Source organism: Maribacter polysaccharolyticus, from assembly GCF_028882255.1.
Lineage (GTDB): Bacteria > Bacteroidota > Bacteroidia > Flavobacteriales > Flavobacteriaceae > Maribacter_A > Maribacter_A polysaccharolyticus.
In genome coordinates, this window is sequence record NZ_JARBUY010000001.1 from 1014975 (window position 1) to 1037495 (window position 22521).

The 22521-nt window shown below is 39.0% G+C and carries 17 protein-coding genes and 1 pseudogene; 1 reads left to right on the top strand and 17 read right to left on the bottom strand.

Features of this window, described 5'->3' with window-relative positions; all coding sequences use genetic code 11:
- Positions 1-6: 6 nt before the first annotated feature.
- The 5 genes from PHU20_RS04210 to PHU20_RS04230 form a co-directional block, all read right to left on the bottom strand.
- Positions 7-1125: an adenylate/guanylate cyclase domain-containing protein gene (locus PHU20_RS04210; RefSeq protein WP_274824093.1), complete on the bottom strand. Its 1119-nt coding sequence runs from the start codon at positions 1123-1125 to the stop codon at positions 7-9.
- A gap of 121 nt (positions 1126-1246) precedes the next feature.
- The gene (locus PHU20_RS04215) at positions 1247-2017 is read right to left on the bottom strand and encodes a DUF6090 family protein (RefSeq protein ID WP_274824094.1); all 771 of its coding nucleotides are present in this window, start codon (positions 2015-2017) and stop codon (positions 1247-1249) included.
- Between the two features lie 137 nt (positions 2018-2154).
- Positions 2155-3186: a serine hydrolase domain-containing protein gene (locus PHU20_RS04220; RefSeq protein WP_274824095.1), complete on the bottom strand. Its 1032-nt coding sequence runs from the start codon at positions 3184-3186 to the stop codon at positions 2155-2157.
- 481 nt (positions 3187-3667) lie between these two features.
- Positions 3668-4780, bottom strand: a complete 1113-nt coding sequence (locus PHU20_RS04225) for an acyltransferase family protein (RefSeq protein ID WP_274824096.1) — start codon at positions 4778-4780, stop codon at positions 3668-3670.
- 21 nt (positions 4781-4801) lie between these two features.
- On the bottom strand, positions 4802-5401 hold the full coding sequence (locus PHU20_RS04230; RefSeq protein ID WP_274824097.1) for an ankyrin repeat domain-containing protein: 600 nt from the start codon (positions 5399-5401) through the stop codon (positions 4802-4804).
- A gap of 270 nt (positions 5402-5671) precedes the next feature.
- Between PHU20_RS04230 and PHU20_RS04235 the strand changes: the two genes are divergently transcribed.
- The gene (locus PHU20_RS04235; RefSeq protein WP_274824098.1) at positions 5672-7699 is read left to right on the top strand and encodes a helix-turn-helix domain-containing protein; all 2028 of its coding nucleotides are present in this window, start codon (positions 5672-5674) and stop codon (positions 7697-7699) included.
- Positions 7700-8934: 1235 nt separating this feature from the next.
- On the opposite strand, the gene PHU20_RS04240 is transcribed toward PHU20_RS04235, so the two are convergent.
- The 12 genes and pseudogenes from PHU20_RS04240 to PHU20_RS04295 all read right to left on the bottom strand — a co-directional run bounded on the left by PHU20_RS04240 (position 8935) and on the right by PHU20_RS04295 (position 22489).
- A complete protein-coding gene (locus PHU20_RS04240; protein ID WP_274824099.1) occupies positions 8935-9306 on the bottom strand; it encodes a DUF4143 domain-containing protein in 372 nt (123 codons plus the stop codon).
- 18 nt (positions 9307-9324) lie between these two features.
- Positions 9325-9450 carry a hypothetical protein gene (locus PHU20_RS04245; RefSeq protein ID WP_274824100.1) on the bottom strand — a complete coding sequence of 42 codons (126 nt, stop codon included), beginning with the start codon at positions 9448-9450 and terminating at the stop codon, positions 9325-9327.
- Positions 9451-10032: 582 nt separating this feature from the next.
- A pseudogene (locus PHU20_RS04250) lies at positions 10033-10212 on the bottom strand (zinc-dependent peptidase); the annotation flags it as partial.
- A 181-nt stretch (positions 10213-10393) separates the two neighbouring features.
- Complete coding sequence (locus PHU20_RS04255; RefSeq protein WP_274824101.1) at positions 10394-13480, bottom strand: efflux RND transporter permease subunit; 3087 nt, start codon at positions 13478-13480, stop codon at positions 10394-10396.
- 12 nt (positions 13481-13492) lie between these two features.
- Positions 13493-14995 carry an efflux RND transporter periplasmic adaptor subunit gene (locus PHU20_RS04260; protein WP_274824102.1) on the bottom strand — a complete coding sequence of 501 codons (1503 nt, stop codon included), beginning with the start codon at positions 14993-14995 and terminating at the stop codon, positions 13493-13495.
- Between the two features lie 19 nt (positions 14996-15014).
- On the bottom strand, positions 15015-15251 hold the full coding sequence (locus PHU20_RS04265) for a hypothetical protein (RefSeq protein ID WP_274824103.1): 237 nt from the start codon (positions 15249-15251) through the stop codon (positions 15015-15017).
- An 18-nt stretch (positions 15252-15269) separates the two neighbouring features.
- The gene (locus PHU20_RS04270; RefSeq protein WP_274824104.1) at positions 15270-16454 is read right to left on the bottom strand and encodes a TolC family protein; all 1185 of its coding nucleotides are present in this window, start codon (positions 16452-16454) and stop codon (positions 15270-15272) included.
- A 72-nt stretch (positions 16455-16526) separates the two neighbouring features.
- Positions 16527-16967 (bottom strand): hypothetical protein, encoded by a 441-nt coding sequence (locus PHU20_RS04275; protein ID WP_274824105.1) that lies wholly within the window; start codon positions 16965-16967, stop codon positions 16527-16529.
- 82 nt (positions 16968-17049) lie between these two features.
- On the bottom strand, positions 17050-17823 hold the full coding sequence (locus tag PHU20_RS04280; protein ID WP_274824106.1) for a M90 family metallopeptidase: 774 nt from the start codon (positions 17821-17823) through the stop codon (positions 17050-17052).
- A 15-nt stretch (positions 17824-17838) separates the two neighbouring features.
- A complete protein-coding gene (locus PHU20_RS04285) occupies positions 17839-18051 on the bottom strand; it encodes a heavy-metal-associated domain-containing protein (protein WP_274824107.1) in 213 nt (70 codons plus the stop codon).
- Between the two features lie 20 nt (positions 18052-18071).
- On the bottom strand, positions 18072-20330 hold the full coding sequence (locus PHU20_RS04290) for a heavy metal translocating P-type ATPase (protein ID WP_274824108.1): 2259 nt from the start codon (positions 20328-20330) through the stop codon (positions 18072-18074).
- 194 nt (positions 20331-20524) lie between these two features.
- Positions 20525-22489: a heavy metal translocating P-type ATPase gene (locus PHU20_RS04295; RefSeq protein WP_274824109.1), complete on the bottom strand. Its 1965-nt coding sequence runs from the start codon at positions 22487-22489 to the stop codon at positions 20525-20527.
- Positions 22490-22521: the final 32 nt, after the last annotated feature.

The following is a 22521-nucleotide window of genomic DNA, read 5'->3' on the forward strand; positions in this document are numbered from 1 at the left end:
TGTTACTTAAACCTGATTGTTTTTAGTTGCCGCTCCCTTCCTATGAACCGTATACAACGCTATCTCTTCCTCCTTTCCTTTCAATTTGGCAATCCCCAAAGATTCGGTTTGAAATTTACTGCCGGATTGCAATGCAGTTAGCAGATCTTCCGAAATTAGGACATCCACATCGTAAGTATTGCAGAGCCCCTGAATACGGGCGGTGGTATTTAAAACATCGCCGGTAAAAATGATTTCCTTTTTGAGTGCACCTATTTCACCGGTAGTCACCTCACCCACATGCATTCCGGCTTTAAAAGTGGGTGCCACCCCGAAAGTTGTATTGTACCAATCCGTCCTTTTATCAAGGTCTTCTTTCATGGCAAAAAAGCAATTGATACAATTGTTGTTTTTAATCCCGTCTTCGTACTTCCAGGAAATGACGATTTCATCCCCGATATATTGATACACTTCCCCCGAGTAGCGAATAATGGCATCGGAAAAGTCGGAATAGTATTCCTTTAACAATTCAAAATATATGATATGGCCCATTTGCTCGGCTATGGCCGTCGAGGACTTCATATCCGAAAACAGGAAGATGCGTTTTTCCTCCTTTGGACGATGGTATTTTCCGGTAAAGAAATTCATCAATACCCCATGTCCTACATTTTCACTGATTTCAGAATAAAAAAGGCTTATAAAAAGACTGAAGGAAACCGAAACCATGGTACTGACAAAATCCATGCTGGCCAAGAAATTCGAGAATTTTTCAAAAACAAGCCTATCAAAGGGAGATACGTGTAATTCCAAACCGGCCGCTATGGGGTAGGTAATCAGAATTACCCCGAATAAGAAAAGGGAATAAAAAACCACCTTGTAGGCAATTTTCAGGGAAAAACTCTTTTTACCGAAAAGATTGCCCAACCACAACACCTCAATCGACCCCACCACAAGACCAACAATGGTCACGGCCAGACTGGCGAATACAAAAACGATCGGGGTCAAGGTGATTGTGGAAGTCGGGTTTATATTCTCACCTTGTGTGGCAGTCTCTTGGACAAAAAGAATAAACCACCCTAAAAAAAGCCAAATGACCCCAAAAGGAACTATTCGCGAAATATTTCTTTTTGTTTTTGGAGTCAACATATAAAACTTTTCAATATTTGACTTTTCGTAGATCGATGCATTAGTTACCGCATTATGGTTCGGAAAAAGGATATGCAACCAATTTTACCGTTCCTATTCAAAAAAAACAGCACTTTAGTCCCTAGTCTTTGTTCAACTCACTTTCCAACATTTCCAAAATTACCTTAAGGTCTTCCATCAAGGGCAAATAATGGTAACTCTCGGTGGTATATGTCGTAAGTATGAACATAAGTACATTATTTTCAAATTCTTTCGATTTCAATAATTTCAAGTTACCGTCTGTACGCTTCCCAAGGGGCAAATCCAATTCCTTACTTACTCCCGATAAATCAAAAATAGTACGTATACTATATGCTTTGTTCCTGAACATGTCAAGGACTTTTCCCCTTTGGTTTGCGAGATCGTTTTCTTGTTTGGCGATATCTTCCAATGTCGACACCCAATTGGTAAGATATATTCTTAGTTGGGTGTTGGAGATATCCTTCAAACTTCCCGAATTAATCATCTCATTTAAGAGTGAATTATTGGGGTTAAATGAAATATCAAGGGCAAATGATGCGTAAAGCAATTCCGAAAACTCTTTTTCGGTCAGGGTAACCGTATCATTTGAAAGGTGCGCCATTATGCTTTTTGCCCCTTCATAGTTGCCCTTATTCACTTTGATCAACTCCTCAAGTTTCAATTTACTGATTTGAAACTCTTTTTTTAATCCATTAAGGTAAATATCCTCCTTTATTCTAGTTGCCTTATATTGATTATTGTTGTTGATGGCCAGGGCGATCAAGATCCCAATTACCACAAGTATGATTTCCCCTATGGCATACAATAGGTAATTTCGGAGTTTTTTTTCAACAACGAACTTGAGTCTGTTTTTTCGAAAGAATTTCATCATCGGTCTATTGATTGGTTAAAAGAATCACCTTCGGAACAGTGGCCGGTTGTCTTGCACATTTGTGAAGCAACACGAAAATTGAATACGGCAAGAACCCCATAATCCTTGAATGTCATTAGTATTGATTCCGCACATGTTCAAGAGCTTTTTTCCCTACCCACTATTTTTACAATACGGTTAATAACGATCTCGGATAAATTCCATTCGTACCCATTGAAATCAGTTGTATTTATAAATTGAACGACTACGGTATCGATATCTTTGTGATATTCCGCAAGACTCTGATAGCCTGGAACCAGTCCGCCATGGTCATAGACGTAAGGATAGATTTCCTGTTCCCCTTCATCAAATATTGAACCATCGTTCAATGCCCTGAGAAATATGCCTACGTCTTCTGCAGTAGCCAACATTCCATTTTCGTTTGTTTTAAAATCTTTGTCAACACCTACATAATAGCCGCTCATCACATCGTCTATATTCACTTCCTTAAGCGAAAAGAACGTATTTTTTAACCCAAGTGGAATAAGGATTTCTTCCTTGATATACTGTTCATGGCTATACCCTATCACTTTCTCGATGATCCGGCGAAGCAACAAATAATTCGTGTTTGAATATTCATACCCCTCATCGGGTTCAAAACTAGCAGGCAGATCAAGGGCGAATTCCAGGGCTCTTTTACCATTTTCCTGTTCGTTTTCCCAATACGTAGGATTATCGGTGAAATTGGGAATACCACTGCGGTGTTGCACCATCATTCTCAAAGTGATTTTATCCGCATTTTCAATCCTTCCTACAAGTTCGGGAAAATAATCAGCAAGCGTTTCATCCAAGGACAAGTGTTTGTCTTTGGCTAGTTTCGTAATAGCAACGGCAACATATAATTTACTGATACTGGCAATCTTGAATAAGGATTTCGGGTCGGCAGGTATTTTATTTTCCCGGTCGTTCCACCCCCCTGTATAAAATGCCGGTGGTTTGCCCGCTTCGTCCACATAAACGATCATGCCATCAAAGCCATGGCCAATGGCCTCTTCTACTTGTTCTTGAACCGTATCGGGTAAGGGTAAAATCCAAGCCTTTACCAAGATCCATGGTACGAAAAACATGGAGACTATGGTTCCTATGAGCAATCCGATTCTAATAATCCGTTGTTTTTGTTTCTTGTTCATACCATTGAATGTTATTCTAAAAACGTCTTTTTTTATTTCCTTCCATGAGGCATCCGCTGCTCATCCTCCTTCTAATTTGTCGAAAACCCGACGTGCATTTTTTCTTCGGGAATCCTATAATCCATCTTCTTTGATGCCGTTCTTTCCAATTTATATTCATTGGACCTACTGATTCCCCATCGCACCAAATTGAAATGCTACTTAATCAATACAGTTTCGACAATGGGCAAAATATAGGCCTCCTGAAATACTTATCGATCGATACGCGCCATTTTTTACCTTCCTCGTATGGATATATTCCCCTCACAGCGCCTGCATGCTCTTTGGTCCATATTTTGACCGAAATCTATTTGCCCCTGAAATTTAACACTTTTTTGCTTTCGTTGCCAGACCTATAAATCAGTAACCCTTTGCATGTACACGGGAAGCTAGGACATGACTTCTCAATATCGAAGTATCGCGGATTCCGGCCCCAAAAAAGCTAATTTTCAGCATATTCCTTATTCGGGATGGATATTGGGGCTTGGACCTTATCGCTTTTTCTGGATGTCCATTTCATCCCAAATAAGGGACCCAAAAAATAGATCCGTCTGACCACGGATTCATATAGGACAAAACAACCTATTCCCGTAAACATGGTGATGGCCAAAAATTTTAGGACAACGGGGATTTCAAGGGGCAAAATAAGCAATGCTCCGGCATACAGCACGAACATATGGATAATGTAGACGGGATATGCCGCTTTGCTTAAGTAACCCAGAAGAGCACTAGGACGGTTCAGATTTTTGTGACCGAGACCGAATACCCAAAAAATCCAGCAATTGGATTCAATGGCCATTAGGTAACCCGGAGCTTCCGTTTCATACATAATGTATCGTACCCCATATAAAACAACGGCCATTCCAAAATATAACCACCTCCATTTCAAAACGGTTTTCCAAAAGGCTTCACCACTGTACATCAGGATAAAACCAAAAAAGAAAGCGAGGAGCCCTATAAAAAACCCATGCCATGTTTGTGCATACATCGCGAATAGTTGGGGCCTTACCACTATGGTCTCAAGGACAAATACCAGGGACAATAACAATGGCCCACCAGGATGCCCCATGACTAAGGATAATCCTTTTCTTAGTTTGCCTCCCCCTTTTTGCTTTAAACAGTAGAAAAACGGCAACAACACCAATACGTACACAAATATATTTCCCAAGAACCATAAATGGCCTTGGTGGGGAAAATAGCCCAAGGGCATATTGTAATATTTTTGGAATATGAACATATGCAGTGGGGTTATGGCCACAATACCAAAGAGAAAAGGCAGGAGGATACGCATTGTACGCTCCAAAAGCAATTGCCTCCAACTTCTTTTCTTCATGGCAAAATACAGTCCCATCCCCGAAACATAAAATAACAAGGGAATCCTCCATACATTGAGCATTGTCATGGGTTTCCAGAGCCCTTCAAGAAGTTCATTACTCCTTATAAAGCCAATGAACATGGCCCAAGGCTGAAAAATTATGGCTATGTGATAGATGAGCAACAAGCCAATGGCCAATACCCGTAACCAATCAATATCGTGTCGTCTTTCTGTTGTCATGGCTATAAAATTTTAAGTCCTTTATTGCAACATCATCGCAATGACCAGACGGGTTTTTTCTATTTCCTTTAAATCAATTTGCATACCCAACGGCCCCAATTGTTGCTGAAGCATTTCATAGATGGGTTTCATTTCCTCAAAAGGCCCCATTACGGTTTCCCTTGCCGTAAGGCCAAAATTGTTTTTTAAGGTTTTATCCGCCTTGGCGTCGATTAGCAGCTGTACGACTTCCACCCTACCGAAGAATGCAGCAACATGTAAGGCCGTGGCCCCATCATTGTTCTTTAACGTTAAATCCGCCCCGGCATCGATCAGCAGCTGCGATATCTTATTTTTTCCGAAACTTGCCGCAGTGATCAATGGGGTAGCGCCACTCATGGGGTCTTTTTTGTCAATATCCGTTCCAGCCTTAATGTGCTGTTCAACGGCTTCATGATTATCCGATAATATCGCTGCCTGAATATTGATTCCAGGTTTTTTGACGCTGGCCTCGGTTTTGATGCCAACAGCCGACCCTGCTTTTGGCTTATCGCCAGACTCCCCACAGGCACCTGTGAACAAAAGAAGGGCGAATGACATGTTTACCAATGATTTCAATGGATTGATTTTGAAAGTTTTCATGATTCTAATTTTTAATTGTTGTTTGTAAATTTCGTTATCACAAATGTCGAACAGAACCTGATGCAACACCTATGAGCTATGCGTAGAAAACCGTCAAGTTTCGGGAGGGCATAAAAATTATGGCGCAGGGATATCAATTATGATGCAAACGCGAACGAAAACTTTTCAAAAAGTGACCATCGGCACAATCTGAATTTTAACACATTTTTTCTAATTTAGAACCTGTAACGAAACCATATGGATAATCCCACATCATCTAGGTCGAATTTTATGGCACAAGCCGAGGCGATAATTCTGGAGCATATGGCCAATGAGCAATTTGGTGTATCCGAACTGGCCAAAGCCTTACATATGAGCAGGTCTAACCTACTCAGGAAAATCAAGAAACATACACAGCTTTCGGCGAGCCAATTCATTCGTCAAGTTCGCCTTAGGGAAGGGATGGCGTTGCTAAAGGACACCTCCCTAACGGTTTCTGAGATTTCCTATCAAGTAGGCTTTGGAAGTTCCTCTTATTTCATTAAATGTTTTCGAGAGCAGTATGGATATCCTCCCGGCGAGGTCGGTAAAGGTACCGTACAGATCGAAAGTGAAAAGATCAAGCCTAACTTTTTAAAAAAATACCGTTGGCCTACCATTGTTACGGCATCAATTCTAATAGTGGCGGTTTCCTTTTTCCTTATTGGCAAAAAAGATACCGTGAACAGGTTGGAAACCAAAAAATCGATAGCCGTATTGCCCTTTAAAAATGACAGTAGCGACTCCACCAATCTGTATTTTGTAAATGGGCTTATGCAATCGGCTTTGAACAATCTTCAAAAAATCGAAGCCCTAAGGGTAATCAGTAGGACCTCGGTAGAAAAGTACCGAAAAACCGAAAAGGGCATCCCTGAGATAGCCGAAGAACTGAATGTGGATTATTTGGTTGAAGGTAGTGGCCAAAGGGTCGATAATCAGGTGCTCCTCAATATCCAATTGATCGAAGCGTCAACGGATACCCCTATTTGGGCCGAACAGTACAATCAGGAGGTAGTCGACATTTTTACGCTGCAAAACGATGTGGCCAAAAAAATTGCGGATGCCATTGAGACGGTCGTGACCCCGGCAGAAATGGAGCAAATTGATAAAAAACCAACTGAAAACCTTCTGGCCTACGATTATTACCTCCAAGCATTGGACCCTTTTTACTCACGCACTCCAGAAGGTTTGGAAAAAGCCATCCCTTTATTTGAAAAAGCCATAGAACATGATCCACAGTTCGCCCTCGCCTATGCTGACCTTGCCATATCGTATTACTATCTTGACATATACCGGAAGCAGAAGCGATATACCGACCTTATAAATAATTATTCGGATAAGGCCTTACTGTATGATTCCAAAAATGACGTAAGCCTAATCTCCAAGGCATTGTATTATATGCATACCGAGGAATACAGATTGGCATTGCCCCATTTGGAGAAGGCCCTGGAATACAATCCCAATTCGGCCGATGTTGTTCAAGTACTTTCCATCTTATACAACAGTTACATTCCAGATACTGCCAAATACCTCAAGTATGCCTTGATGGGTATTCAGCTTAATATTGCCTCCAACGACTCGGTTTCCAAAAGTTATATTTATTTAAACCTAAGCAATGCCCTTGCCCAAACCGGTTTTACCGACGAGGCATTCACCTATATTAATAAGTCACTGGATTACGACCCCGGTAATTACTATGCCCCTTATTTAAAAATCTACATCCAGTATGCCAAGGATCGGGATATGGAGAAAGTCAAAAAATCATTACTGGAAGTATTGGAAAAGGATAGCACCCGCTTGGATATTTTACAGGAAGTGGGCAAAATGTACTATTTCCAAGAAGACTTCGAAAATGCTTTTAAGTATTATGAAAGGTTTGTAGCCATCCGGAAAAAGCAAAACTTGAGTATTTATCCCCATGAAGACGGAAAGATCGGTATGGTCTATGAAAAAATGGGGCTCGATGAACAAGCGTCTGAATTGTTCAAGGCGTATGCCGACTATTGTGAAAGGGACGAATCAATTTACAAAAATGCGAGTATGGCCCTGAAGTATGCCTATGAAGGGAAGATCGACCAAGGTATGGAACAGCTGAAAATCTTCGCATTACAAGACCATTACCAATATTGGATCTTATTGTTCCTCGAAAAAGACCCACTGATCGATCCGTTGAAAAAGCATCCTGAGTACAAAAAGACGATCCAAAAGATCAAAGACAGGTTTTGGGACAATCAGGCCAAACTGAAAAAATCCTTGGAAGAGCAAGGGCTTATTTCATAGCACGGAATAATTGCATCCTTCCCGGAATCTACAGGCATCCACATAGAAAAGACGGTATTTAAAAAAGGGGAAAGTTTTAAGACCACTGCCTTAATCCCGGTCCTCCCAAATAAGTAAAAACATAACTGGCCGCACAGGATTACCTCCCTGCGCTCGGTGAACCTGAAATGGGGTTGTTGCCCAAGATAATCCGACACAGGCCACGGCCTGTGCGTATTTTTTGTTTTCCATTGCTTAAGTACCTAGCGGTACTGCACTACGGAAAACAAAAAATCCGACCACTTTCGTGATCGGATTTTCTTGGTCGGGGTGGCAGGGCTTGAACCCAACCACATAAAACTTTACATACCAACAAGTTACATTTCAAAAAAACTTAACTGTTAGCCGATTTGTTGACGATACTTAAATGAACTTAAAGTAAAATGCCTTACTTCTGACGTTACGAATATAAAATATGTTAATTATTAAAACAACATAATTCGCGTCGAATCTTATAGATGTGTGACTATCACATTAACCGTTCCTACAGAGCATTCTGATCTCCTCTTTAACGACATTCGGTTAAGGTTCTTAACTGCAGTGAATAATTCGTGTGAGTTCATTAGTAAAATATTGGGCAAGAGGACATATGAAGTTGAGGGTGTTTTCATTTGTTTCGTCATTTAATCAACCACAGTATGTTGTCAGACGAAAGCCAAATCACTTAAAAAGATACATTTTATTACTGAACCGAAAAGGCCATTCCAACAATTAGATAGACACAAACGTTAAAACTGTTTTGTTATCCGATTTGTAGACTTTTCTTGACGGATTCAATTATTTCTCTTGATTCTTGAAAATACGATAAATCTTGAAAATCAACGGATTAAATGCATTTTTTTAGAGATAAAATTAGCAACTATTTTCATATAGATTCATTTAACTTCAAATTAAACACTTTTCCAGCGGTAATTCGTTTCACAAAATCTATTTCGACGTATAATTGCTAAGAAAGCAATCGATATACCTCGGCAGTTGCATCCCCAAATAATAGGGTAAATTCATCAATAAGTAGGGAGTTCCTTCGATTGATGTAAAATTTTAAATTCTCTCGCGTACATTCTCACAGCATATTGATGGTCTGTTCTATCCATAAATTGATGCAAGGATTTCAAGGTTCCTATTGCGCCAGACTTTATTTCAATTGGAACAATCTTATCACGATAGGCATCTACCAAATCTACTTCGGATGAAGACTATTTTCTTTCACGCACCCAAAAATGAGGTTTGGTATTTGTTATGGTGTTTAAAGATATGAGTTCTTGAGTGATTAAATGTGGTATTATAGCTCCTTTAAAGGCTTTGCTCAAATCATCCATACCTAATAACTGAGCTTGTACTCCCAAGCTGTAGTTCACTAATCCTGTATCCAAAAGTTGCAACCTTGGTGATTTTTTGATATCTGATTTGATAGGTGGCTCTATATCCGTGGTAGTATAAATAAGTTGTACAATCTTGGCTGCATCAAGATTACGCATGGCCTCCCCTACCTCCCTTGACCTATAGTTGGATTTTCCGAAATTTTGGAATTTGATTCGTTGGTCAATATGTAAGTGTGCGGTGCCCATGATATGTTTAATAACCTTTCATTCTGTGGCATTAGAAGTATATTTTTCAACATCCTCTTTGTAGGTGCCCCAGATAATTTCATATACTTTTGGAAGATTGGCCAGATTTCCTTCTCCGATATCCCCTTTGACCACTTCAGGCATTCCTCCAAAAATGAAATACCTATGAAAAAGCTCCAGTAATATTTTGTGTGTTATGGGGTTACAGGTACGCTGGTCAATTTTTTGAATACCATGGTAGGGTTTATCGCTTGCCTTTTGAAATTCATATCTAAATACTTTTGTAACAAAGTAAGGGTGTTTACACAATTGACGTCAATATTTAAGTCTATGTTATCCCAACTCTTACCATAACTTACCTTCACGTAGAGCTGTAAGTTTCCCTTAGATAGAAATGCTTAGTTTTCTAAAACTTTACTAAAGTTATTTTTTAAATTCTTTTGGGTCTATGTAACCTTTCCTAAAAAACAGGACACTATTATAGGACTATTTAAAATACAGTTCATTTTCAAAGGGCTCATTTTAAAACTCTCTTATTACTCCTATTAATAGGAAAAAAATCCCTCATAAAGTGACCATATTTTTGATTTATTGAACTAATATATTGTTAACAGAATCGAAGTTTCCTACGACTATTTACTTACTCCTCTATTTAAATCTTTGGTCTTAAGTATTATAAAGTCACTAAAGACAAACTTAAGATGGCTTTAGTGTCCAAAATTTCCATTACTCACCTAGTTTTTGCTTAAAACATTGTACCAGCATTAAGTATAGTTCTGGATGTTTTTCCTTTAGTAGATCGGGACATTCGAAAAAATACTCTGTAACTACGGCAAAGAATTCAGCTTGATTGATTCCTCCATATTTTCTGATATCAGAGTAGTTATCATTTATCGCTTCCAATTTGAATTCATATGTTCAAAAAAGAAATTTAAAACCGTAATTTTTACTATTACTTTTTAGTTTGTATCAACCGTAGTCCTTTGGTAGAAAAATTAATCCCACCCAAAATTCATATATTTATTCATTCTTAATTTTTAAAAATATATAATATGTTATATTTTGGGCAGGACTTATACTTATCAATTTATACTAAGTCTTTCTTTGTTATTAATTGATACACACAAGGAATTACCACCAAGTTCAAAATAGTAGCTGATAACAATCCTCCTAAAATTACAACGGCCATTGGACTTTGAATTTCACTTCCAGGTTCGCCTCCTTTTAAGGCTAATGGTATCAGTGCCAGACCTGTAGTAAAGGCAGTCATTAAAATAGGGTTCAATCTGTCTAAAGCTCCTGTTTTTATCAACTGAAAACCGTATATTCCTTCTTTTCTCAAATCTTCATACCGTGAGACCAATAGAATACCGTTTCGTGTGGCAATACCAAACAAACTGATAAAACCTATGGTCGCTGCAATACTTATGATTCCTGATGTGAAATACACAATTAAGATACCACCTATTAAAGCTAAGGGTAAATTAATCAATACTACAAATGCCAATTTTACATCCTTAAATTCATAATAAAGTAAAAGGAAAATAATAGCTATCGCAATGATTGCTGTTATCAAAAGTAATTGTGATGCTTTGGATTCACTTTCAAACTGTCCGCCATATTGCACACGGTAACCTTCTGGCATATTCACATTGTTTGCAATCACTTCCTTTATTTCGTTTACTGCACCACGTAAATCCCTGCCATGTACATTGGCGGCGACCACAATCTTTCGTTGCACATCTTCACGGTTGATGGTATTTGGACTACTTACCGATTGTACGGTTGCCAATTCGCCCAACGTAGTTTGTCCACCATTCGGCAGGCTAATCAAGGCTTTTTTGATATTCTCAATATTGTTCCGAAACGGTTTTTCATAGCGCACTACCAAATCAAAATACTGCTGTCCTTTATAAATCTCGCCCGCTTCTTCCCCTGCAAAGGCAATATCCACTTGCTCCATTAAATCGCCCACCGTCATTCCGTAGGCTGAGAGAATCTGGCGTTTGGGCTTGATGCGTATTTGCGGTACTTCAATTTGCTGGTCGAGCGCAACATCTGCCAGTCCATCAATATCCTTGATGTTCTGCTCTACGCTTTTGCCCACTTCGAACAGTCGTTGTAAATCGGAACCAAAAATCTTGATGGCAATATTGGCACGTGTTCCAGAAAGCATATGGTCTATACGATGTGCTATGGGTTGTCCTAAAGTGATATTCACTCCTGGTGCAACGCTCAATTTATTTCGGACTTCTTCAAAGAATTCTTCTTTGGTCTTGTCTTCAAGAACAAAAGGCACATCGATTTCCGAAGCATTGACACCTTGTGCGTGTTCGTCCAGTTCGGCACGTCCTTGTCTTCGTGTTACGACAGCTACTTCGGGCATATCCAATAGTATAGTCTCAATTAATTTACCTGTCTTATTGCTTTCTTCCAACGACATTCCCGGTGGACCAACTACACTTATTACTAAAGAGCCTTCATTGAATTCAGGAAGAAAACTTCGTCCCAACTGTGTGACCACTAATAGGCTTAACAGAAAGGCAATCACAGTTACGCCAATAATGGTTTTCGGTATTCGTGTGGCACGTTCCAAAAGGTTGAGATAATGTTTCTGTAGCAATCGCTCTACACGTGTGCCTTCTGCTTGCTTGTTCAAGAGCTTTTCACTATCCAACAAATAGGAACACAAAATAGGCGTTACCGTTACGGCAACAACCAATGAGGTCAATACCGATGTTACAAAGGCTATTCCCAGCGGTTGCAACAAACGACCTTCCATTCCGCTTAAAAAGAACAAGGGAACAAATGATACAATAATAATTAGGGTTGCAATAATGATGGAACTTCTAATCTCTACCGAAGCATCACGCACTACTTTTATAGTCGATTCCCGATCCGTTTTAGGTTTTCTGATATTTTCACGCAAGCGTTTATACACATTTTCCACATCGATGATGGCGTCATCCACCAACGCACCTATGGCAATGGCCATACCACCCAAACTCATCGTATTTATGGTGTATCCCAACCATTTTAAAATAATGATGGACACCAATAAGGAAATTGGGATAGCAAGCAAGGAAATAACGGTAGTTCTCCAGTTCATTAAAAAGATGAACAGGATAATCATTACAAAAAACGCACCTTCTATAAGAGTCATATTTAGATTACTAATAGAAGCATCTATGAAATCAGACTGCCTAAAGATTTGACTTTTTATGTTGACCCCTTTTGGCAAGGTAGTTTCCAAATCTGCAATAGCTTCGTCCAAGCGGTCTGTCAGCTCCAAGGTGTTTACATCAGGCTGTTTAGAAATAGTCAGAATCACAGCGGGATTTGCGTTTAATGAACCATCGCCAATTTTATCAGCTGCACCAATTTGTACGGTTGCAACGTCTTTAATCTTGATGGTTTGACCATTCACTTCCATAAGTACTGCTTCCTGCAAGTCTTCCAGCGTATAGGCTCTACCACTTCCCTTTATGATGTACTGATTGCCATATTGGTTAATGACACCACCGGGCGCATTTTGATTTGCTTCCTTAACGTGTTCTACCAATTCTGATAGGCTCACGTCGTAATATTTCATCTTTTCGGGATTGGCAAATACTTGGTATTGCTTGTAATCGCCACCAATTACCACCACGTTTGCAATACCGCCAATTGCCTTTAAACGAGGCCTGATGGTCCAGTCGGACAAGGTTCGCAGTTCCATTGGTGAAAGGCTGTCCGATGTCACTCCCAAGAGCATTATTTCGCCCATAATGGATGAAATAGGTGCCATCGTTGGTGCTCCTATGCCTTCGGGTAGGTTCTCTCGAACCATCGGGATACGTTCGCCCACGATTTGTCGGGCACGGTAAATATCCGTTCCCCATTCAAATTCTACCCAAACAATGGAAACACCTGCCGCCGATGAGGAACGGATTCGCCTTACATTGGGCGAACCGTTTAAGGCTGTTTCCAGTTGATAAGTCACTAATTTTTCTACTTCTTCAGATTCCATTCCGTGGGCTTCTGTAAGAATGGTTACCGTAGGTGCCGTGAGGTCTGGGAATACGTCCACGTTCATTGTACGCGCATAATAGATTCCCAAAACGCTCAATGCAACTGCTCCCAATAAAATGAGTAATCTGTTTTGAAGTGAAATTGATAATATTTTGTTTAACATTTCTCTTCGTTTTTAATGTTCGTGACCGTGCGCGGGTGTAGAACCAGACATTGAAGCCATTTTAACTTGATACGCTCCGGTTGTTACCACCACTTCACCAACTTGCAGACCTTCCAATATCTCTACATTTTCGCCATTGCGCTTTCCAATCTTTACGGGTCGTCTTTCAAAACTCTCGCCTGATAGTTGAACGATAACGGAATAACTTCCATAGTCTTCCAAGAGAGCATTCACAGGAATCATTGTGTTCTGTGTTGCATTTCCCATCGCTATCTGAACAGGTGTTAGACTTCCTATTGGCATATCGACGGTAGCATTGACTTCTGCAAAAACAGAAATCAAAGGGTTTTCACGTTCCACGTCCTTACCAATCGAAAGGATTTTGCCCTCTGCATCCGTTACGTCTTTCCATTGGTTATCATTATCCTGATACCATATACCTTGTATATTGCCCATCGCAAGTCCGTAGTTGGATGCTAACTGCGCTTTTAAAACTCTGGATTGATGTGTCCCAACTGTCACAAGCGAAACGCCTTGCTCAACATAATCGCCATTGGAAACGGTTATGGATTTGATAAAACCATCAAAAGGTGCACCTATTTGTTTACTTCCGCCCGAGACACCAGACACCAATGATTGATAGTTGGCTTTGGCTATCTCGAAACTGCTCTCTACTTTTTCAAATTCAGATTTCGGGACTATTTTGGATTCGTATAGCTCCTTCTTCCTTTCATATTCCGATTTGGCCTGTTGGAATGTCGCTTTCGCGGAAGCGATATCCGTACTCAAATTGTTGGATGCCAAACCTTGACTGTTCAAACTCATCAACAACTGACCTTGTTTTACTTCTGTACCTTCAGTAAGGTTATTTACTTTGAAATCTACCACACCATTGGATTTTGCTGCTAAAGACTTTGTTGAACCTGGCGATGGCATCCACACCCCAGAGGTATTGATAACATCGTAAATTTTACCCGAAACGACAGGTGCGGTTTGAAAATCGATTTTCCAAGCTTGTTCCTTTAAGAACGAGATTCCTGCATCTTCTTCTTCCGTACCCAAAGCTTTTATGGCTTCATCCGTAGTGGCATATACTACTACTTCATCAATGGAAATTTTATCTGAATTTTCTGGTGTTGTCAATTCAAAAACCAATTGATAGTTTCCAGCTTCTTTCGGTTGGATGGCAGGCGAAAAAATACCTGATGATGACGGTGCATCTACCGTATTTCTAATTCCTTTTCCATCTTTTATTAAGCTGACCGTTACAGAACCTTCTTGAACGGGCTGGTGTTTATCCAAAACCGTAAAATGGGCTGCAAATCTACTTCCGTTACCTACTATGAGTGCAGGAAACTCAACAAAGAGTTCTGTTTTATCCGTCCAAATAGTATGGCTCAATCGTGGAATTTCTTCGCCCACGTGAATACCATCTTCGTTGTGTGCGTGTATGTCTTCTGCCTTGTTATTGCAGGACATTGCCAAAAAGGCGAGTACTACTATTATATATTTCATCTTTTATATTTGTTAGATTTTAATGGTCGTGGTGTTCAGAACCATCATCGTGTTTATGAGTTTCAATTTTTATCTCCATAGAATCTTTTTTCACCTGAAATCCCTCTTGCTCTATGGTTTCATCCTCCATATGACTGCCATCTGCATCGTGTTCGTGGCCGTGGTCATCCGTACTTTCGATTTTTGTATCTCTGCAAGAGGTTACTGTAATCATTGAACCTATGGCTATTGCGAATATTGCTTTTGACATTTTCATAATCTTAGTTTTTAAGGTTTATAATGTATGTTTTAATAATTGTGCCTTTAATAATTGGATTTTCTTTTCTAATTGCAGCATTCTGTCAGATGCATTGCGGTAAAACTGCAGCTCTACATAGTAATCCATAAACGAATATTCACCCAACATATAGGCCCTAAAGAGCAGTTCTTCACTATTTAGGTTGGCCATCGTGGTTTGATACTCACTGTATTTTTCGAGCATCAATTCGTATCGATTGTATGTTTCCTGAAATTGTGCGTAAAGCGAAGCAGTAATTACTTGAGTGTTCGATTGCTGATACTCATAATTCGCTTCGGCCGCTTTTACCTTGTTCTTGCTTTTCCACAACGGAATAGAAAAGCCACCGTAAAAACCTGAATAATTGCTACCACTAACACCCTGGTAATTGTAACCAAGTGCCACATTGGGCAACACCTTGTTTTTTTCCAGTTTTACTTTTTGAAGCGAAGCTGTTTCAGCAGCCTTTAAACCTTTTAAAGAAGGGTCGTTTGCCAATTTTTCTTGCCAAAGCGTTTCGACCGCAGCAACCTCGATAGGTAAATCAATACCTGGCGTAAAACCATCAATGACTTTCCCCCCATTCAATGTTTTGAGTTTGGACAGTACAATTTGGATTTCGCTTTCTACTTGTTCAACCACAAACTGCTTTTGAATCCAAGCGATTTTCGCCTTGTTCAAATCTAAAATACCGACTTGCTCTTTATCATAAAGCTCTTCAATCTGGTCGAAAACCTGTTTGCTCTGGGCTCTTCTTTCAGTTTCAATGGCTTTCTGCTTTTGAAGGAAGGCGAGTTCAATCAATACCGATTTTGCTTCCAACAAAACTTCCTGCCTTTTTTTAGCATAAGACATTTGCAGTTGTATCGACTTTAAGTCGTTCCATTTACTACGTGAACCATAAACCGTCGGAAATTCAATGGATTGCGATATTTGAAATTCGGTATAATTTCCCATTGCGTTATCGCCAATGGGCAAATAATAGCCTGAAAGCTGTGGGTCAGGTAAATTATTGGTGCTCTTGTTTTCGAGCTGTTGGCTTTCAATGATAGATTGATAGCCTTTTAACTCTGTATTGTTCTGTTCTATTTCGTAAAGCAGTTCCCTAATGTTTTTATCCTGTGAGAAACCATTAACAAAGAACAGGCATCCGCAAATCGCGGACACGATGTATTTATTCATTGTTTTAAATTTTAGGTTTAATCTTAAATGTATAAGAGGATTCCTACCGTAGCGGCAGGTGTTCCTAAACGATTAACCTAAAGATGGAGGGGCTCGTAAATTGAGGGATGAGAGGTAAGGATTAAAATAATAACTTGGTGGCTGATAAATTGGGGGTTTAGAGTTTTTCCTATTATCAACGACATAAAATTCTTGAAAATCAGAAATAAGTTTTACGACATTGTCATCTACGATAGTTTGCCGCTCAACAGTATTCTTTTTAAGTACAACAACATCGCTGGACACCGTTGAATGGACGTGCATATCCATAAAGAATCCAAATAAACCGTATGGGGATTCTTCTTTCTCGCAAGAACTGTCATCGTGATGAAGGTGTTCGCCAGTATGGGCAATATCTGAATGGGAATGAGTTTCCTCGTGCTGATGATGCAAATGTGGAAAAGCCTGATGCAACATCAATAGGCTAAACAAGCCTAAAAAGAAAAATGCCGCTATTTTATTTGGTTTTTGCATCAAGTACAAATATAAAATTTTAAAACTTGTAACTTTGTTTTTTTATCAAGACATATAACTTTTGTTGAAAGACCTAAATGATTTAACTGATTGGCTTTTGATTAAAACATTTAACCAACATTTGATATAATTCAGGATGTTTCTTTTTAAGCATATCCGGGCGCTCAAAAAAATACTCTGAAGCAACGGCAAAGAATTCAGCTTGATTTGTTCCACCATATTTTCTAATGTCAGAGTGGTTACCATTTATCGCTTCCATTTCTTTATGGATTAAATTTAACCAAGGTATTGCATATTGATGTTCTAATAGCCGTTCTGGAACTCCGTCGATTACATCATCCAATTTATCTATTAGGTGTGCAAATTCGTGAATCCCCGTGTTTCCTTTATCACTGGTATTATTGAAACCGTGGTACAATGCTTTTTTAGAAAGTATCATCTGTTTCTCGAACCTTCCATTCCCAACTATTCCACCAATATTCCGTGAGTTATCTTTACTGCTAAATTGCATATCCTTATTAAAATTATCTGGATATAAAAGGATTCCGCTTAAATTGGTGTAGTGCCATTCTTTAAAGCCAAAAACAGGAATTACTGCACTTGCCGCAATTAAAATCTTGTCCAATTCTTCCAATTCAAGCTGTACAGCGTCGATATAGACCTCACTTAAAAATTGCATCATTTTTTGCTGAAAAATTAGCTGCCTATCGTTCGAAAGATTTCTATAAAACAGAACATTATTCATCAATAATTTGTGCCAATGCTCCGGAAATGGCTTTACACTATGGCGTTTCGCTTTTCTGTGAAAATGAATAGCAAAGAGAATAATCACAACCGAAATTAAAATATAAACCATATTAAAAGAAAAGTATTAATCAACAGCTTTGGCCTTGAATCCCACCTTTTGCAAAGTTGTCTTTACATCTTCTTCGGTTGCACCATCGCTTTCAATAGTCAGGATTTTATCGGGATTAATGGTATCCACTTCCCAACTTTCTACACCTTCTTGTCTGTTTAAAAAAGGGGTTACTTTCGATACACACCCACCACAATTAATATTTGTTTTGAATTTTAAAGTTTTCATTGTATTGAATTTATTTGTTATTAAAGTTTTACTCTTTTAAGTCTTAAGCTATTTGCTACCACAGATACACTGCTGAATGCCATTGCTGCACCTGCAATCATCGGGTCCAATAAAAATCCATTTACGGGATACAAAACTCCTGCTGCAATAGGAATACCGATGATGTTGTAAATGAACGCCCAAAACAAGTTCTGACGTATGCCCAACACGGTTCTTTTTGATAGCTCCAATGCTTTTGGGATGGATTGTAAATCTGATGTTATCAAAGTCATTTTTGCTACATCCATTGCGATATCCGAACCTTTACCCATTGCAATACTCACATTGGCTTGTGCCAAAGCGTGCGAATCGTTGATACCATCGCCAACCATTGCGACTATATTCCCGCCTGCCTGTAATTTTTCGACAAAAGAGGCTTTGTCCGAAGGCATTACTTCGCCCTGGTAATTTGAAATTCCCACCTGTTTTGCCACGGCAGAAGCCGTTTTATTGTTATCTCCCGTGAGCATATAGACCTCGATGCCTCTTTCTTGAAGTGTGGCTATGGCTTTTTTTGAAGTTTCCTTAATCTTGTCTGCAATGGCGAGTATCGTAAGCACTTGATGTTCGTCACCAAAGAATATGACCGTTTTTGCCTGCTCTTCTAGATTTTCTGCTGTCTGCATCAAGGAAGCGCCGATTTGAATATCCTTTTCGACCATTAGTTTATGGTTGCCCACATAATATTTTGAACCATTCTCCGATTGTGCTTTAACACCTTTTCCTGTAATGCTTTCGAAGGAGGTAATTTCTGCTTGTTCAAGGTTTTCCTCCTTCAGGTGATTAACGACCGCTTCTGCCAAGGGATGTTCTGATTGTGCTTCGATAGCCATAAGAATTTCCTTGTATTCTTTTTGATTTTCTAACTTATTGTCCCAGAGTATGTCGGTTACCAATGGTTTCCCTTCTGTAATCGTACCCGTTTTATCAAGTATTACTGCATTCACTTTATGGCCAAGCTCTAAACTTTCGGCATCCTTTATAAGGATATTATTTTCAGCTCCCTTACCGATACCCACCATTATAGCGGTAGGCGTTGCCAAGCCCAAGGCACAGGGGCAAGCGATAACCAATACGGCTACAGAGGTCAACAAGGCTTGAGAGAAACCATTATCGCCACCTACTGACATCCAGACTATGAAAGTTATAATGGAAATACCCAATACCACGGGAACGAAAATACCGGCAATCTTATCGACCAGTTTTTGAACCGGTGCCTTACTCCCTTGCGCTTGCTGAACCATTTTAATGATTTGAGATAACAAGGTTTCTCCACCAACTTTTTCAGCGGTAAATTGAAAGCTTCCTTTTTGATTAACTGTACCAGCGAAGACCTTTTCCCCTTGGGATTTCTGAACTGGAACGGGTTCTCCCGTTATCATACTTTCATCTACATACGAGCTTCCCTTGGAAACTTCACCATCCACAGGAATCTTTTCTCCGGGACGCACCAAAATGGCCTGACCAACCTGTACGGATGAAATAGGGATTTCCGTCTCTTCCCCATTCTCTATAATTTTAAGGGTTTTAGGCTGAAGACCCATCAATTTTTTAATGGCCGTAGAGGTATTTGATTTAGCCTTTTCTTCCAATAATTTCCCCAAGGAAATAAAGGTAATAATCACCGTAGCCGCTTCGTAATACACGTGAGGTTCGATACCACGACTTAACCAAAATTCAGGAAAGAAAGTATTGAATACACTAAAGAGGAAAGCGATTCCGGTACTCAAAGCCACCAAGGTATCCATATTAGCTTTACCGTGTTTAGCCTGCTTGAACGCGTTGATGAAAAAGCTACGCCCGAACCAAAAAAGAATGGGAAAGGCCAATACCAAAGAAATCCATTTGCCTGGTTCCCATTGCATATAGAACATTCCCAGCACAAAAATGGGTAGCGCGAGGATGGCCGACCAGATAGTACGTCTTTTTATGTCCTGATAGTGCTTTTGCTGAAGTTCTTGTTGTACTTCTGATGGGTCTTCGACATCTATTATAATATCATAACCGACCTCACGAAGTGCATTTTGAAGTTGATTAGGGTTCAACCCCTCATCATACTCTACTAGAACAGAGCTATTCGCGAAATTGACGCTTGCATCAAACACGCCTTCTGAGTGTTTTAATACAGATTCAACACTCGCTGCACAAGATGCACAGGTCATTCCCGTAACAAGAAATGATTCTTTTATCCCCTGTTTATGATTCTTTTTTTCGGTTTCAAATATGTTGATTGTCTCCATAAATCCATTCTTATTTGTACACTACAAATTTCAAGATTAATAGGCTTTAATATGTTACGTTATATGCTGAATGATTTGTAGAATTTGCTGAATTCGTTACATTTTAAAATGAGGTTGTAATTTAGTCACTCCCTTATAAAATGATAAGTTTAGTTTCAATACTAATAGATGCTTTAGTTACTCATTTTGAGACTTTAGTTCCAACTCATTCGCTGTAACCTAACAGCATTCAATATTGCCAATAATGCCACTCCAACATCTGCAAATACAGCTTCCCACATTGTCGCTAAACCACCTGCCCCTAAAATCAAGACAACCAATTTAACTCCAAAAGCCAATATGATATTCTGCCATACAATTTTTCGAGTTGAACGACTTATTTTAATGGCTTTAGCCACTTTTGATGGTTGGTCGGTTTGAATGATTACATCTGCGGTTTCAATAGCCACATCGCTTCCTAAACCACCCATTGCAATACCAACATTACTTGCAGCTAAAACAGGAGCATCGTTGATGCCATCCCCTATAAATGCAACTTTGTTTTCTGAATTTTGTTTTAATATTTCAACTTCATTTAATTTATCTTCCGGTAATAAACCGCCTTTTGCTTTTTCAACATTTAATTCTTTTGCAATTTTTTGTGTTACGGTATCTTTATCACCAGAAAGCATCATAATATTTTTAATACCCACTTTGTGTAATGCTGAAATCGTTTCTTTTGCATCTTCTTTTAATTCATCTGCAATAACTACATGACCAGCAAATACATTATCGATTGCTACAAATACAATAGATTCTACAATACTTTCAGTTTCCTTTGGAACATCTATATTATTAGCAATCATTAAGGCCTTGTTTCCTACTAAAACGGTTTTACCGTTTACAATTCCTTTTAAGCCTTTACCTGCAATTTCAAAGACTTCCTTTGCTTCAAAGTCTTCACCATTTTCTTTATACTCCATAATGGCTTTTGCAATTGGATGCGTAGATTGTTCCTCCAGAGCCATTAGGTGTTTCATAAATTCAGATTCTTCCCAACCTATAGCTTTAATTTCCTTGATTTTGAAAACACCTTTGGTAACTGTTCCTGTTTTATCCATTACCAATGTATTTATTTTCGTCATTGCATCTAAAAACGAAGCACCTTTAAATAAAATACCGTTCTTTGAAGCCGCACCCAATCCACCGAAATAACCTAATGGAATGGAAATAACCAATGCACATGGGCAAGAAATAACCAAGAAAATCAAGGCTCTATACAACCAATCTCTAAAAACATAATCATCAACAAAAAAGTAAGGTAGGAAAGTAACCCCAATAGCTGAAAATACAACTATTGGCGTATATATGCGAGCAAACTGCCTAATGAATAATTCCGTTTTGGATTTACGTGCCGTAGCGTTTTGAACCAAATCCAATATTCTGGCAATTGAACTATCCTCAAGCTTATTAGTTACTTCAACTTCAATAACACTTTCTAAATTAATACTACCTGCATATACTTTGGCTTCTTTCTGAACAGAATCCGGTTTACTTTCTCCTGTTAAAGCAGCGGTATTCAACGATGCTTTTTCTGATAATAAAATACCATCCAAAGGAATTTTCTCTCCTACCCGAATTTGAATTTTCTCTCCAATATTTACATCTTCTGGTGAAACACTTTTATAATTGCCATCACGAAGTACATTGGCTTCTTTTGGGCGAACATCCAACAAGGCTTTGATATTACCCTTTGCTTTTTTAACTGCAGCATTTTGAAATAGTTCACCAACTGCATAAAATAGCATTACAGCTACGCCTTCGGGATATTCACCAATGAAAAATGCGCCAATAGTAGCAATAGACATTAAAAAGAACTCTGTGAAGAAATCTCCTTTTTTTATACTTTCCCACCCTTCTTTCACTACAGGAAATCCAACAGGGATATAGGCTATTACATACCAAAGAATACGATTCCAATTAGAAAAATGTGGAAAGGCATCAAAATAATCAATAGCAATTCCAGCAATCAGCATTACAAGACTGAATATAGAGGGCAAGTAAGTTCTAAAATTGAATATCACTTCAGTACTGTTATTGTTATGACCGTCATCGTGGCTGTGCTCACCGTGGTGTTTTTTAGGATTTAAGTCGCGTAAATTTATTTTTTTCTTTTTCATAATCTTTGCAAATAATTAAAAATTGTAGTGCA